This window comes from Desnuesiella massiliensis (assembly GCF_001403615.1).
Lineage (GTDB): Bacteria > Bacillota > Clostridia > Clostridiales > Clostridiaceae > Desnuesiella > Desnuesiella massiliensis.
In genome coordinates, this window is sequence record NZ_LN879457.1 from 1,169,553 (window position 1) to 1,184,323 (window position 14,771).

At 29.7% G+C, this 14,771-nt stretch carries 13 protein-coding genes and 1 pseudogene; 12 read left to right on the forward strand and 2 right to left on the reverse strand.

What is annotated here, in order from left to right:
* Positions 1-41: 41 nt before the first annotated feature.
* Positions 42-686, reverse strand: coding sequence for a YveK family protein (locus BN2665_RS23395; RefSeq protein WP_055669501.1), 645 nt, complete (start codon positions 684-686; stop codon positions 42-44).
* 73 nt (positions 687-759) lie between these two features.
* Positions 760-1,848 (reverse strand): annotated as a pseudogene (locus BN2665_RS23400) (UDP-N-acetylglucosamine 4,6-dehydratase family protein); the annotation flags it as partial.
* Positions 1,849-2,298: 450 nt separating this feature from the next.
* Between BN2665_RS23400 and BN2665_RS23405 the strand changes: the two are divergent.
* The 12 genes from BN2665_RS23405 (at position 2,299) to BN2665_RS23460 (ending at position 14,716) form a co-directional block, all read left to right on the forward strand.
* Entirely contained in the window at positions 2,299-3,204 is a 906-nt protein-coding gene (locus tag BN2665_RS23405; RefSeq protein WP_055669503.1) for a Gfo/Idh/MocA family protein, read from the forward strand.
* A gap of 41 nt (positions 3,205-3,245) precedes the next feature.
* Positions 3,246-3,824 (forward strand): NUDIX hydrolase, encoded by a 579-nt coding sequence (locus BN2665_RS23410; protein ID WP_055669504.1) that lies wholly within the window; start codon positions 3,246-3,248, stop codon positions 3,822-3,824.
* Complete coding sequence (locus BN2665_RS23415; RefSeq protein WP_055669505.1) at positions 3,808-4,581, forward strand: nitroreductase family protein; 774 nt, start codon at positions 3,808-3,810, stop codon at positions 4,579-4,581. The genes BN2665_RS23410 and BN2665_RS23415 overlap by 17 nt, the downstream gene beginning before the upstream one ends.
* 231 nt (positions 4,582-4,812) lie before the next feature.
* Complete coding sequence (locus BN2665_RS23420; RefSeq protein WP_055669506.1) at positions 4,813-5,073, forward strand: hypothetical protein; 261 nt, start codon at positions 4,813-4,815, stop codon at positions 5,071-5,073.
* A gap of 74 nt (positions 5,074-5,147) precedes the next feature.
* Positions 5,148-5,951 carry a histidinol-phosphatase HisJ gene (gene hisJ, locus BN2665_RS23425; RefSeq protein WP_055669507.1) on the forward strand — a complete coding sequence of 268 codons (804 nt, stop codon included), beginning with the start codon at positions 5,148-5,150 and terminating at the stop codon, positions 5,949-5,951.
* A 227-nt stretch (positions 5,952-6,178) separates the two neighbouring features.
* The gene (locus BN2665_RS23430) at positions 6,179-6,721 is read left to right on the forward strand and encodes an RNA polymerase sigma factor (protein ID WP_055669508.1); all 543 of its coding nucleotides are present in this window, start codon (positions 6,179-6,181) and stop codon (positions 6,719-6,721) included.
* A 4-nt stretch (positions 6,722-6,725) separates the two neighbouring features.
* Positions 6,726-7,487 (forward strand): hypothetical protein, encoded by a 762-nt coding sequence (locus BN2665_RS23435; protein WP_055669509.1) that lies wholly within the window; start codon positions 6,726-6,728, stop codon positions 7,485-7,487.
* A 1-nt stretch (position 7,488) separates the two neighbouring features.
* Entirely contained in the window at positions 7,489-8,364 is an 876-nt protein-coding gene (locus BN2665_RS23440) for an ABC transporter ATP-binding protein (protein WP_055669510.1), read from the forward strand.
* A gap of 6 nt (positions 8,365-8,370) precedes the next feature.
* Positions 8,371-9,645, forward strand: coding sequence for an ABC transporter permease subunit (locus tag BN2665_RS23445; RefSeq protein ID WP_055669511.1), 1,275 nt, complete (start codon positions 8,371-8,373; stop codon positions 9,643-9,645).
* Between the two features lie 8 nt (positions 9,646-9,653).
* Positions 9,654-10,802, forward strand: coding sequence for a hypothetical protein (locus tag BN2665_RS23450; RefSeq protein WP_055669512.1), 1,149 nt, complete (start codon positions 9,654-9,656; stop codon positions 10,800-10,802).
* A 143-nt stretch (positions 10,803-10,945) separates the two neighbouring features.
* Complete coding sequence (locus tag BN2665_RS23455) at positions 10,946-13,009, forward strand: helix-turn-helix domain-containing protein (RefSeq protein WP_055669513.1); 2,064 nt, start codon at positions 10,946-10,948, stop codon at positions 13,007-13,009.
* Between the two features lie 279 nt (positions 13,010-13,288).
* Positions 13,289-14,716 (forward strand): MATE family efflux transporter, encoded by a 1,428-nt coding sequence (locus BN2665_RS23460; protein ID WP_074042392.1) that lies wholly within the window; start codon positions 13,289-13,291, stop codon positions 14,714-14,716.
* Positions 14,717-14,771: the final 55 nt, after the last annotated feature.

Genomic DNA, 14,771 nt, shown 5'->3' on the forward strand with positions numbered 1-14,771 from the left:
CCCCTCTTTATTTCTAGATAATATAAAAGCTCTTTGTTTTTTTATTCATTAGCGCTTATATCTAAAGGATTCTCATATTCTTTTGTAGGAGCTTTATATTCAACAAGAAATAAAATAATTAAAGCTAATCCTATACCTAAAAGTAGTCCTACTAGCACATTAAGACTTTTGTTAGGTGAAATAGGTTTTTCAGGGTACACAGCTCTATCTAAAATTATTATATTATCTGCACCCTTTATAGAGGCAGTAACTTCCTTTAGGGAATCTATCAAGCCGTTAACGATGGTGGCGGTGTAGTCAGGATTGTTATTAGTATAATAAATCTTTAGTATTTCGGTACCCTCTATAGTATTAATGGTGATATTTTTTTTAATAGACTCTACAGTATCTTTTAAGGATAATTTATCAATGGTATTTTGCACTACAAGTCTAGATTTTAATACCTCCTTGTAACTTTTAACCATGTGCTCATACATTAATAGATCACTATAGGTATATGGGTTTGGGATCTTACTAATTTGAGGACCTACTATTACAGAAGCTTCAGCACCATACACGGGCTTTGCAATAAAGAAACTAAATATAATGCTTAAAATAAAAGGTATTAATAGAGCTATAGATAGTAGTTTCCAACGTTTTAATAATAGATTAATGATATCTTTTATATTCATATCATTGATACTCATGAGGTTAGTTTTCCTCCTTGTATTTTTTATGAAATTCTATAAGGAGAAAAAAATTTTCTCCATATTGTAAAGGCTATTTATCAATATTTCTATAATTAGGAACTATTTCTGCAAGTTTCTCTATAACCTTTGAATCGTCATTTTCCAAAACTACCTCCTCTAATTCAAAAACTTTTTGTTTTAAGTCTTCTAAATTTATATTTTGAGGATTACCCACAAAAATTTTATTATTGGTAGTTTTGAATAATGCTTCACCATCCATAAACAATTCTTCATGGAGCTTTTCACCAGGACGTAACCCTGTTATGTGTATCTCTATGTCTTCTTTAGGCTTTAAGCCGGTCATCTTTATAAGAGCGTGAGCTAAATCATAGATTTTAAGTGGCTCGCCCATATCTAGTACAAAGATTTCTCCTCCTTTAGCAAAGGCACCAGCTTGAATAACTAATTGAGTGGCCTCTGAAATAAGCATAAAATATCTTGTTACATATTTATCTGTCACTGTAACAGGACCGCCATCTGCTATTTGATTTAGAAATAAAGGTATTACGGAGCCATTGCTTCCTAGGACATTGCCAAATCTTACCGCTACATATTTAGTATCACTTATGGCATTAATAGCTTGAATAAGCATTTCACATACTCTTTTTGTAGCCCCCATAATATTACTTGGGTTTACAGCTTTATCAGTAGATATGAGAACAAAACTTTTAACTGAATAATTATGAGCACATTCTACCATGTTTAATGTACCCAATATATTATTTTTAACTGCTTCTGTAGGGTGATCTTCCATAAGAGGAACATGCTTGTGAGCAGCAGCATGGAAAATAATATCCGGCTTATATTCTTTAAAAAGCCTATCTAATCTTTTCCTATCCCTTATAGAAGCAATTAAAATTTTTATTTTAAGCCAGGGATATTTTCTTATAAGTTCATTTTCTAAGTCATAAACAGTATTTTCGTATATATCTAAAAGTAATAATTCATTTGGGCCGTATTTAGCTATTTGTCTACAAAGCTCTGAGCCTATGCTTCCTCCAGCCCCGGTTACTAAAACCTTTGTGTCCTTTAAAAATTCTCTTATGCCTTTAAAGTCGAGCTCAATAGGTTCTCTACCAAGAAGTTTTTCAAGATCAATGTCTTTTAGAGAAGTTAATGAGCTGCTAATTCTCTTATGCTTTTTAATGATGAGCCTAGCAAATAGAAAGGATATGAAAATGGAGGCAATAAAAATTAGGACTGCATCCGGTAGTGTATAAGTGTGTAGAGGATTGAATAATATAAAATTAAGCATTGTTGGGACGCCACCCCCCTTTAGCAAATAATAAAAAATCTGTTAGTTAATTTTTGTATTGTGATATTTTACATTATATAGTATGTAGGGACACAAATTTGGTTACAAAGAATTAAAAATTTTTAGAGTAATTTTATTTTTTGATTAATATATCCTCAAAAAATTCGAGAATTAAATTTCTAGATATTGTATAATAAAGTTAACCTTAATTATAGCTAAGATATTAATATGCTATTATGAAGAAATATTATGAAAAGAGGTGAGCATTTAGTGAAGGTTGTTACTTGTTCTGCAACCTCGCTCTAAATATAATGTATGAAAGTAGGAGTTATAGGTCTAGGAAGCATATGTGAGAAGGCGTATTTACCAATTATTACAGCAAAAGAGAATGTAGAATTAATATTTTGTACAAGAAACATAGAAAAGTTAGAATGCCTTTCTAAAAAGTATAGAATAAAGAGCTATGTTTCAACCTTAGAGGAACTAATAGATTTAAAGATAGACGCAGCTTTTGTGCATACTTCTACAGAAAGCCATGTGGAAATTGCAGAGAAGCTTTTAAATAATGGTATTCATGTGTATGTGGATAAGCCTCTAAGCTATAACTATGTAGAAGCTTTAAGAGTGGCAGAATTATCAAAGCGGGTTGGCAAAATTTTGATGGTGGGCTTTAACAGAAGATTTGCGCCTATGTATAAAGCCTTAAAAGATAATGGACAGCCAGATATAATTATAATGGAAAAAAATAGAGTAGCGCATCCTGGAGAGGTTAGAACCTTTATCTTTGATGACTTCATTCATGTGGTAGATACCTTGAGATTTTTAATGAATGGAGAAGTAAAGGATACACATGTTAAGGGACTTAAAGAGCATGGGCTTTTAAACAATGTGGTTATAGGACTTTCTAATGGCAATACTAATGCTATAGGCATAATGAATAGAGATAGTGGAGCCACAGAGGAAGTGGTTGAATACATGAGCTCAGGAAATAAATTAGTGGTAAAGGATTTAATAAATACCACTCACTTAAAAGAGGATAAGGAAAGCTTGATTAAATTTAAGGATTGGGATCCCATATTATATAGAAGAGGTTTTTACGATATAGTAGAAGCTTTTTTAAAAGCAGTGGAGAGTAATACCCAGTGCTATCCTTCTATAGAAGATTCCCTAATAACTCATAAATTATGTGAGGAAATAGTTCAGAAACTTGATATTATTTAGTTTTTTGATATTAACAATTTTTAAAGAGAGAGAGAAAAATTATGAATTGGATAGAAGCCATAAAGAATTATAATCCTTTCAATGAGCAGGAGGCAAAGGATAGAGAATTGATTTTAAAATCTGCAAACCAGTTTGATAATATACTTACTAGGGACAATGAGCTTTTGCATATGACCAGTTCTGGTTTTATAGTAAATAAAAGCAGAGATAAAATTTTAATGGTACATCATAATATATATAATTCATGGGCTTGGACAGGTGGTCATGCAGATGGAGAAGAAGACTTATTGCAGGTAGCAATTAAAGAGGCAGAGGAAGAAACTGGGGTGAAAGAGATTAGGCCCATTATTTCAGATATTTTTGCTTTAGATATAATGCCTGTGCAGGCTCATATGAAAAGAGGAAAATTCGTATCTGCACATCTTCATTTAAATGCAGCTTATTTACTTGAAGGTGATGAAAATGAAGTCCTTGTGGTTAAAACAGATGAAAATAGTGGAGTCAAATGGATTCCTATAAATGAAGTGAACCTATACAGCAATGAGCCTCATATGCATAAGATCTATAATAAAATAATAGATAAAATGAAGGGGATGAATAATTATGAACAGTACCATTGAGCTTTTATCAAACCGCATGTCCTTAAGAAAGTATAAGGAGGGAAAAATTTCTAGAGAGCATCTTGATATAATTCTTGAAGCCACCATGAGAGCACCTACTGCAGGTAATATGATGCTCTATTCTATAATAGTAGTAGAAGATGAGGCGAAAAAGAAGAGGTTAAGTGAAACCTGTGACAACCAGCCTTTTATAGCTAATGCACCAACTATACTTATTTTTCTTGCAGATATGCAGAGATGGTTTGATTTTTATGAGCATAGTGGAGTAAAAGACTATTGTAAAGAAAATAATATGGAGTATGAAGGACCAGATGAGGGAGACTTTTTATTAGCCACTGCAGATGCAATAATTGCAGCTCAAAACGCAGTAGTAGCTGCTGAAGCCTTAGGAATTGGCTCCTGTTACATTGGTGATATTATAGAAAACTATGAGATTCATAGAGAAATGCTTAATTTGCCTGATTGGGCTACGCCTGTTGCAATGCTATGTCTTGGATACTATCCGGAAAATGTAGAGCGCAGGATAAATCCTAGGTTTAATAGGAAATATATAGTGTTTGATGAGAGCTATAAAAGACTGGATGGAGCAGATTTTGAAGATATGTTTAAAGACAGGCAAAAGCTGGTTTCTCCAAGCAATGTATATAAGGCAAAGAATTATGGGCAATTCATTTATGCTAGAAAGACTGGAGCAGAATTTTCTAAAGAGATGACCAGATCTGCTAAAGTTATGCTTCAGAAGTGGACTAAGAAATAGAGCTCTGGAAAAATTAATTAATAAGAAATATTTAATATAACTATAATAGTTTAATGAAAGAGTCATAAAACACAGATTTTATGACTCTTATGCTTTTAAAACAACAGCTATAATGATATAATATAGCTATAGAATATTACTGTAAAAGTAATTTATTATGTGATAATATCAGCATAAGTTTTATGGGCATAATAAATTAAATAATGTAATTGATATAAAAGAGGTGTTAATATGAAATCAAAAAAATCTAAGCCAGTACAGATGAAAAATAAGGATTCAAGAGACAAAATCACCCTAAAAGGTGGTTATGTAAAAGATATTATGACTCCAGAAGAACATGGAGAAAGCATAAAACGTTTATCAGCTATGTCTCGTGTTCATGAAGATAAGAGAAAAAAAGTAAAGCATAAAAAGGAATTATCAAGAGATTATGATAGTTCTTTTTTATTTTTTGAGGATGTATCATATAAAAGAACTGTTAAAGATATGTAAAGATAAAGGTTTTAAAAGAATAATGTTGAATATTATATAACAACTTAATATTAACTTAGGAAGCAAGGTGAGAAATTATGAAAAATTCTAAAGTATTAAGAGATGGACATATGCATTCCCCCTATTGCCCTCATGGCACAAAGGATCCCTTTGAGCTTTATATTAAACAAGCTATTGAGTTAGGATTAGAGGAAATAACTTTTACAGAGCATATGCCTTTACCAGGATATTTTATGGACCCAGAAGTTTTAAAATATTGTAATCCGACAGAAGAGGTTATAGAACAGTATTTTGAAGAATTAGAGTCTGTGAAGAGAAGTTATAGAGGTAGCATAAAAATAAATACTGGACTTGAAGTGGACTATGTTGAAGGCTATGAAGAAAAAATAAGAGGAAATTTAAATAAATATGGCAATAAATTAGAGGATGGCATATTATCAGTACATGTAATTAAATTAGAGGATGAATATCATATTGTAGATGCCAGTGTTGAAGAGTTCGGTAGATTAGTCCGTAAATTAGGCAGTGTAGAGAAAGTATATGATAAATATTATGAAACCTTATTAAAGGCAATAAAAGCTGACCTAGGAAATTTTAAGCCTAAACGTATTGGTCATCCTACCTTAGTGAGGATTTTTAATCAAGAATATCCTATAGAATACAGTAATATTAAACTCATGGAGGAAGTCGTAAAAGAGATAAAAATAAGAAATTATGAAATAGATTTTAACACTGCTGGTCATAGAAAGCCCTATTGCAAAGAAGTTTATCCTTCAGGTGTTTTTGCAGAACTAGTTGAAGCTTATGGAGTAAAAAAGGTATATGGCTCAGATGCTCATAAAGCTGAGGATTTAGGAAAATCTTTTGATATTGTATAGATTATACCTTTAACCTGAAATAGATAGTTTGAAATATATAATTTAAAAAGAGCAAAAAAGAATTATCATTAAAAATATGATGGTTCTTTTTTTATTTTTGATAAGCAAAGTAAAAGAAAATAAAATATGGTACAAATAAGATAAATTTAAAACTATTTTTAAATTTATTACGAATATAAATAGGAAAACATAATTTGAAAATTACAGCCTATGGATGAGTGGAGATAATGGAAAGAGATAAAAGATTGATAAGGCAAATTAAAAATAAAGGCAGCAAAGAAGCAGCCAATGAACTTATTTCTCGATACTATATAGAGATATATACATATGTATATAAGCAAACAATTGATAAGGAACTATCTATGGATTTAACTCAAGATATATTTGTAAAGATGTTAAAATCCCTAGAAGGCTATGATGAGAACAAAGCAGCTTTTAGAACCTGGTTATATAAGATAGCTACCTATACCCTAGTGGATTATTTTCGTTCAAAATATTATAAACAGCGGATTATGCATAGGGATATAGAGGAAATAGATATATGTGACAAGGAAGATATGGTATTAAGCTTAGAATATAAGCAAGATGTTGAAAAAGTAGTTACTATAGTAAACAGGTTAGATGCTTTGTATCAGCAAATATTTAGATTAAAGATTTTTGGGGGATATACCTTCTTAGAAATATCTAATATGTTAAAGTTGCCTGAATCTACGGTAAAAACAAAGTATTATTCTATGATTAAAAAAATAAGAAAAGTTTATGAGGAGTGAGAATATGGATAGGGAAAAGTTTCATGTAGATATACCTGATGAAATTACCGTAAAAAAGGAAATAGATATCATCGTAGAAAAGGGAATGAAGCCTAAAGAATCTTTTTGTACTTATATAAAGAATATGTATAAACTCATAGGAGTTAAATATTTATTTCACGATGCTATAGAAATAATTTTTGTTATTTTATTGTTTGCTTTTATTTTATCTACTCTTGTAATAAATAAAGAACTATGGAGTTATCAGCCAAAAGGCAGTATTTATGCTTTTATAGTTATAGTATCACCTCTTTTATACCTAGCGATTTCACTACTATCCTTTATTAATACAAAACAAAAGGGTACTTATGAGATAGAGATGACATGTAAGTATAATTTATATCAGTTAGCAGCGTTTAGAATGTTAGTATTCAGTGTTCTATGTATTTTGTTCAATGTAGCATTAGTTGGGTTCATTTCTTTAATGTATGCAGAAATAAGCTTTTTAAGGGCTTTAATGATCTCTATAACCTCTTTATTTTTATTTTCTACCACATTCTTATATATAACACTTATTATGAAATCAAAGATAACCAAATTTTTTGTTATAGGTGGATGGATACTAATTAATTTATTTTTGTGTTTATCCAATATAAAATCTTATATCAATGTTTTAAACACCATACCTATATATGTGTACTTAGTTGTAACCTTGCTTTGCATATATGGTCACATAAAGAGGCTTAAAAATATTATGAGTTTTAGAAGTATAAAAGGAGAGATTTAAAATGTTATCTTTAAATAATGTGAGCAAAAATTATGGGAGTTTTTGTGCTCTTAAGAACATAAATATTGAATTTGTAAGTGGTATATATGGACTATTAGCTCCTAATGGCGCTGGAAAGACCACCCTTATTAAAATGCTTACCACATTACTTTTTCCCAGTGAAGGAGAAGTACTTTACAATGGACAGAATATTATTAAGATGGATGAGGAGTATAGGGATATTTTAGGATATTTACCTCAGGAGTTTGGGTATTACAAAAACTATAGCCCAAAAGAATATCTGCTTTATTTATCAGCTCTTAAAGGCATAGATAGAAGAGCAGCTAAGGAGAAAATAGAGGAGCTTTTAAGATTAGTAGCTCTTGAACCTGTGGCAAATAAGAAGATGAAAAAGTTTTCAGGAGGTATGATTCAACGGGTAGGTATAGCTCAGGCTATGCTTAATGATCCTAAAATTCTTATATTAGATGAGCCCACAGCTGGGTTAGATCCAAAGGAGAGAGTTCGTTTTAGGAATTTACTTACAGAATTATCTAGAGATAGAATAGTTATACTTTCCACTCATATAGTATCTGATGTAGAATCCATAGCCAATGAAATTATTATGATAAAAGAGCATCAGGTATTATATAAGGATAGTATTAAAAATCTATGTAAAATCCTTGAGGGAATGGTATATGAGACAGAAGTGGATTTTCAAGAATTAGAGATATTTAGAAAAAGGCATATATCCCTATCTGAAAAGCAGGAAGAGGGCAAAATAATTATAAGATTTATATGCAAAGAACAGGAAGAAAGCCCTTGGAAGAGGGTTAAACCAAGCCTAGAAGATGTATTTTTATATGTTTATAATGATGAAGCTTTAGAAAGGGATTAAGCTTATATGAATATAAAAAGCTACGAGTTTAAGAAGATAATAACATCCCCTATAATTATAGCTCTTATGATAATATTTATCTCCTTTAATTTTTTTATTATATATCAAAATAGATATTATAAGGATGAGCTAAAGGTATTAAATAAAATTGTGGATAAAGTAGGTCATGAAATAGATGATAACATGATGGCTAAGTTTAAAATCTATTATGAGGAAGAACTAAATAAGGTTAATGAAATTACTTATAACAAGACTTTTAGAACTTATAAAAGTGCCTTTGAAATTTTAGAAAGTTTAAACTATAATCAAGGAAAATCTAAAGAGGACATATATAGCAAAAGTGAGTTGGATTTAATAAATGAGGTAGGAATTATAGAAGCCTATTATAATACTATTGAAGGTATTGATGATACTTATGAAAAATTAGATTTTATGCAAATAGCAGAAGGAGAAATAAAAAAATATAGACTTAGCGGAGCAGCTGCAGAAACTGTAAGAAAAGAGTATGAAGACTTTGCTAAAAGATTTCATCAGTTAATTAAAAATGAAGAACACAAAAATCTATTTTTTATGGGTCGTGTTTATAGGATGCATTCCCTGCTTTTTAAAACTCTATTTAGAAGCTTTATATTTGAAATAATGATATTGTCAGTACTCATCACAGCCTTCATAGTAAATTATGAATTTGATAATAGTACACATTTGCTAGCCTATTCCAGTAAAAAAGGAAGAGGGTTAATAGTGGACAAGTTTTTAGCTTCAATGGTTACCACCTTATTAATAGCTACCCTTATCATGGGCTTAGGGCTTTTAACTTATTTCCTTCAATTTGACTATTATGAACTTTGGCAAGTTCCTATAAGCAGTTATTTTAATGCAGAATATGATCTCCCTTACATGAGCTGGTGGAATATGTCTTTTATACAATATTTACTTTTGGGTATAGGGGTTATTTATATATGTTCTTTGATTTTTAATGGCATAGCCTTTATAATATCAAGATTTGTAAAAAATAGTTACATAGTATTTTTTATATTTGCCATATTATTTGGGTTAGTACTAGTTTTACCAAGAGCTGCACCTACTCATAGCAATCTTATATTTTTAGGTGCCTTTACACCTTTTATGCTAATTATGAATTCTTTTGTGTGGTTTATGGAAAGCGGAGCTTTTACCACCTTTAAATATTATGAGTTTATCACCCTTAGTCTATGGGGAATTATTACCATAAGTCTTAGTGGTTTAAGTATTAAGAGCTTTAAAAAAGAAGATATATATTAGGAGGACATATGAGTATTATTGTTAATGAAATAAAGAAGATATTTAATTTAAAAATGGTACTTATGCTTATAGTAATTAATTTATTGATGTACTTTTTATTTATTGAATTTTGGATTAAATATTTTCCCAATGGCAGACCAGAGACAGATATTTATAGAATTTCAGTGGAAATGAAGAAAAATTATGGAGAATACGTGGACGAAGAGGAGTTCAAGGATTTTAAGATTAAATATGAAGAAAAAATAAGAGAAGCGGATGAATATATTCAATCAGAGGAGAGATTTATTAAAGCTGACATAAAAAACTATGAACAGTTTAAAAATATTGATAGGAAAATAAAGAGTCAGAGTGACTTGCGTGATTATACAGTTTTTAAAGAATCTATAGACTTATTTTGGGAATTACCAACGACAAAATGGATGATTCAAAGCTACGAAAGCAAAAAAGAGGATTTATTAAGGCAATATAGAGGGACTACATCTGAAGCAAAATTTAGAATAGAAGATGTTTATAGCAAAAATGAGCAAACCTCTATAATGCCTTATATAGTTCTTGAAAACTATAATAATTTAATTAAAGGATTAATAATGACCATACTATTAAGTGTTATGTTTATGATATCTCCTATATATTTAAGGGATAGTAAAAATAAGGTGAAACATATTCAATATACATGTAGACGAGGAAGAAAAATGTTTAAAAGCAAAATATATGCAGGACTTATAGGAACCTTCATAATAAACACCCTACAGTTAATGATTTTCTTTATGCTCTATCATCATAATAAAGTAAATATGTTTTTTAACAGTAACATAAATTCTTTTTTAAACTCTAGGATAATTTTTTGGTATGACCTTACATTTATCCAGTATATAATACTTACAGTAATTCTAATATATATTTTAGTATTCATATTTACACTTATTTCAATGTTTGTCTCTAGTGTAGTAAATAACTACATAGCTCTAATAGGAATTCAACTTCCTATAGCTATTGTTACCTTTAACTTAATTATAGAAAAGCTCATAATATATTTTGTTAGTATAGCTTTACCTAAGATGATAGTACCTTTATGTTTTTTAATTGCAATAATTTTGATTACTGCAATTACTGTGGTAAGATGGAAAAAAGAAAGGGTAGTAGATGTAACAAATTAGAGATATAACTAACCTTCAGTTTTTTAATAGGCTGAAGGTTTTTTTGTTGAGACTTAACTTCTTCTAGATATACATGAAAAGTTATTTTGAAAATATAGTATAATATATTGCATAGGAGAAATTTGTTGAAGAGGAGTGGTTCCATGAGAAAAGAATATATAAACTATATGACAGAACTTCCTATGAAGATTTCTTTAGTAAATATAGAAGAGTATCCAATTCACTGGCACGATTCCATAGAGATTATTTTTGTTTTAAAAGGAACCATATGGGCCTTTATTGAAACAGGAAAGTTTGAAATAGAACAAGGAGAGATAGAAATCATAAATTCTGATGAGGCTCATAGTATTAAAGCTTTAGATAAGGATAATGAGGTTCTTATGCTGCACATAGATCCTAACTTCTTTGAAAAGTATTTTAATGGCATCAAGGATGTGTTTTTTTATACCAATTCAACAGATATAGGAGCCCAGGAAGATGAAAAGTATCAGATACTGAGAAGGCTTATTTCAGTTATAGCTTGTGAAATAATTCAAAAGGGTGATGATTACGAGGACTATGTTGAGGAAGCTTTAGTAGAATTATTGTATCATTTGATAAATAATTTTCATCAGCTAATATATGAAAAAGAGGATTTAAAGGAAAATGAAGAACAGTTTGAAAGATATGATAGGATAGTAAGGTATATATATAATAACTATAAAAATAAAATAATGCTTCAGGATATTGCCAAAAAAGAATTTTTAAGTTCAAATTATCTATCTCATGAGATTAAAAATATGATTGGATATAGTTTTAAAGATTTTTTGAATCTTACAAGAGTAGAAGAATCTATAAAACTACTTCTTGATACAGATAAAACTATTTCAGAAATCTCTGAAGAACTAGGTTTTTCCCATATTAGATATTTTAATAAACACTTTAAAATTCATCATAAGTGTACTCCTTTGCAATATAGAAAAAAGTATAAATTAGATGAAAATACCTTAGAAGCACAAAAGGTTTTTAGGGAAATCGAACTTAAAAATGCGCTAAATTATATCTCTTATTATCTAGAGGATTATGATAGATATAATTATGAAGAAAGAATAATGAAGATTCATATAGATGCAGTAAAGCCTGGAGAAGATTTTAAGCATGAACATAATCACATAATTAATTTAAAACACTCTAAGGAGCTATTAAAAGAAACTCAAAAGCAGTATCTTATAAATGTTCAAAAGGATATAGGCTTTAAATATATTATGCTTCAGGAGCTTTTTTCAGAGGAAATGGGGATAGTACCAGGGAATGGTAAGTTTTATAATTGGTTTCAAGTCAAAGAAATTATAAAATTTATAATATCTATCAACCTGAGGCCTATTATTATTATTGAGGAAAATTTAAAAGTTGAAGATATAAAGAATATTTTAGATAGCTTTATTGAATATTTTAGAGAAGAATATGGAGATTATGAGCTAAGAAAATGGAGATTCAATATTAGTAAGCAATTGCCTATGGAAGACAGAGCATATATCGAAAATAGAATAAATGATTATTTTGATTTAATGGAAGAAAAAGTTCAAGAGGCGCAAAACGATTATATTTATGACACCTGTTATATGATCCCCTTTATAATTCAGAATCATTTAGAGGGGAAAAGTGTATTTTTTAAGGCTTTTGATAGTATTGAGGAAAAAGCTGAAATAACTAATGAAGTATTCATTGGGGATGATGCCCTAATAAATCAAATGGGTATAAAAAAGCCTTCTTATTATGCTTATTACCTATTATCCAGATTAGGAGAGGTTTTAATAGAAAAGGGAGAAGGATATATTATAACTAGGCAGGGAGAAGATATTCAAATATTGCTATATAGCTATGGAGTAGATATAAATAAATTAATATCCTTTGAAAACATGTTAAAAGGAAGAGGTATAAAAAACACTGCTGAAAGAAAATTTTCACTAAACTTAATCAATCTTTTTTGCGATTATGAGATAATAAAATATGAAATAAATGAAAGGATTGGTTCAGCCTATGATTCTTGGGTAAGACTAGGCAAACCAAAGCGCCTTAATGAAGCCGAAATAGAACTATTGAGAAATACTTCTTTCCCTAAAATATCTTTTAACTTTGCTAAAAGGAGTACTGTATTTAACATCGTTACTAAAGTTAAAGGCTATGGAGCAGTTCTCATTTTATTAAATAAGGTACAAAAGCACTGATATTAAGGTGCTTTTTTGTTTAATTGCTTAAAAATATAAATCCTAAACTACGTATAATTGTCCCTAAAAGTCAGTATTTAAGTGAATGTAATAATTAAAAAAGTACAATATAATATTAGTATAGGAAAAAAACCTAAATAGAAAAATAAAAATGTGCATTTTTATATATATTTTAAAATTACATAGATATCTATAAGGCATCGTAAAAAATAGACGAGTAGACTGACTAGTTATTTTTGTGAGATGCCTAAATAACGAAAAGGAGAAAAGGTGAGTAATATGGCTTTAAGTAGTAACATTATCATTAAAGAAAGTAAGGCCTTTTCAGAAGGAAAAGTAAGTAAGGTATTATTGAAATTTGCCATACCTGCTATAATATCCTTATTCGTTGCGGAACTGTATAATATGGTGGATACCATATTTGTAGGAAGGGCTATAGGAGCCACTGCTGTAGGAGCTCTAACCATAGCTTTTCCCATTCAAAGACTAATCATATCTGTGGGGTTACTCATTGCAGTAGGTGCTTCTACTGCTGTAGCTAGAAGCTTAGGAGAAGGTAGCCTTGGAAGAATAAAGTATATAGTTATGAATGCATTGACTTTAATGCTTATAGGGATTTTTACCCTTACGGTTTTTATATATAGATTTAAAGATTCTATAATTAAGCATTTAGGTGCAACGGATAATATATTTCCTTTTGCAAATGAGTATATAAGCATTGTTATATTGGGCAGTTTATTTCAATGTTTTACTGTAATTGTAGGTTATATTATGACGTCATTAGGAAATGCTAAAACAAATCTTATTGCTAACTCTATAGGAGCAATAGGTAATATAATTTTGGATTACATTTTAGTAATTAACTTCGCTCAAGGGATAAAAGGAGCTGCCATTGCTACAGTAGTATCTCAAATTATTGCAGCTTTCTATGCTCTGTATCATTTCTTAAAAATAAAGAATAAATTTAATATATCATTTACATTGAGACTTAACAAAGAGTTTAGCTTATCAATTATCGCTGTAGGGTTTTCAACTTTTATCATTGAAATATCTGATGCGGTGGTAGCGGCCATATTAAATAATATATTAAGTTCCAATGGAGATTTAGCTATAATAATAGTAGGGGTAATATCAAAGGTATCGATGTTCCTATATATTACAGTTATAGGTATGACATCAGCTATGCAGCCTATAGTATCTTACAATTATGGGGCTAAAAATTTTACTAGGTTGAAAGAAGTAGTAAAAAAATCAATAAAGGCATTGACTATAACCTCCACAATATTATGGTTGCTTATGATGGTATTTGCTGGACCTGTAATTTCTACATTTATAAAGGAAAAAGATATTTTAATTGAGGCAGTGAAAGCTTTTAGAATTGTTATTTCTATTTTCCCAATAGTAGGCATTTATTTTATAGCAATTTACTATTATCAATCCATTGAGGAAGCTAAGATATCCTTTGTATTATCCATATATAGGCAGTTACTTATTTTTATACCTATAGTATTTATTTTGGTAAAAAACTTTGGACTAGTTGGTGCTTGGATTGCTTACCCGGTATCAGATATAATATCTGCCTTTACAGGATTATATTATATGAAAAAGGCTAAGGAAGCCATGGAAGATAGATATGAAGAATATGAAGGTATTACTAATGAAAAGAAGATTTATGGCAAGGCTTTAAATAATGTAAGAGAAGCTTAAAATGATAATATATAAAAGAAGAGGATGCCTTAATTAAATTGAAGGTTGTCCTCTT

Bases quoted from the DNA above. Each gene is read 5' to 3' on its own strand.
- BN2665_RS23395 (WP_055669501.1), bottom strand. From the start codon at position 686: ATGAGTATCAATGATATGAATATAAAAGATATCATTAATCTATTATTA.
- BN2665_RS23405 (WP_055669503.1), top strand. From the start codon at position 2,299: ATGAAAGTAGGAGTTATAGGTCTAGGAAGCATATGTGAGAAGGCGTAT.
- BN2665_RS23410 (WP_055669504.1), top strand. From the start codon at position 3,246: ATGAATTGGATAGAAGCCATAAAGAATTATAATCCTTTCAATGAGCAG.
- BN2665_RS23415 (WP_055669505.1), top strand. From the start codon at position 3,808: ATGAACAGTACCATTGAGCTTTTATCAAACCGCATGTCCTTAAGAAAG.
- BN2665_RS23420 (WP_055669506.1), top strand. From the start codon at position 4,813: ATGAAATCAAAAAAATCTAAGCCAGTACAGATGAAAAATAAGGATTCA.
- BN2665_RS23430 (WP_055669508.1), top strand. From the start codon at position 6,179: ATGGAAAGAGATAAAAGATTGATAAGGCAAATTAAAAATAAAGGCAGC.
- BN2665_RS23435 (WP_055669509.1), top strand. From the start codon at position 6,726: ATGGATAGGGAAAAGTTTCATGTAGATATACCTGATGAAATTACCGTA.
- BN2665_RS23440 (WP_055669510.1), top strand. From the start codon at position 7,489: ATGTTATCTTTAAATAATGTGAGCAAAAATTATGGGAGTTTTTGTGCT.
- BN2665_RS23445 (WP_055669511.1), top strand. From the start codon at position 8,371: ATGAATATAAAAAGCTACGAGTTTAAGAAGATAATAACATCCCCTATA.
- BN2665_RS23450 (WP_055669512.1), top strand. From the start codon at position 9,654: ATGAGTATTATTGTTAATGAAATAAAGAAGATATTTAATTTAAAAATG.
- BN2665_RS23455 (WP_055669513.1), top strand. From the start codon at position 10,946: ATGAGAAAAGAATATATAAACTATATGACAGAACTTCCTATGAAGATT.
- BN2665_RS23460 (WP_074042392.1), top strand. From the start codon at position 13,289: ATGGCTTTAAGTAGTAACATTATCATTAAAGAAAGTAAGGCCTTTTCA.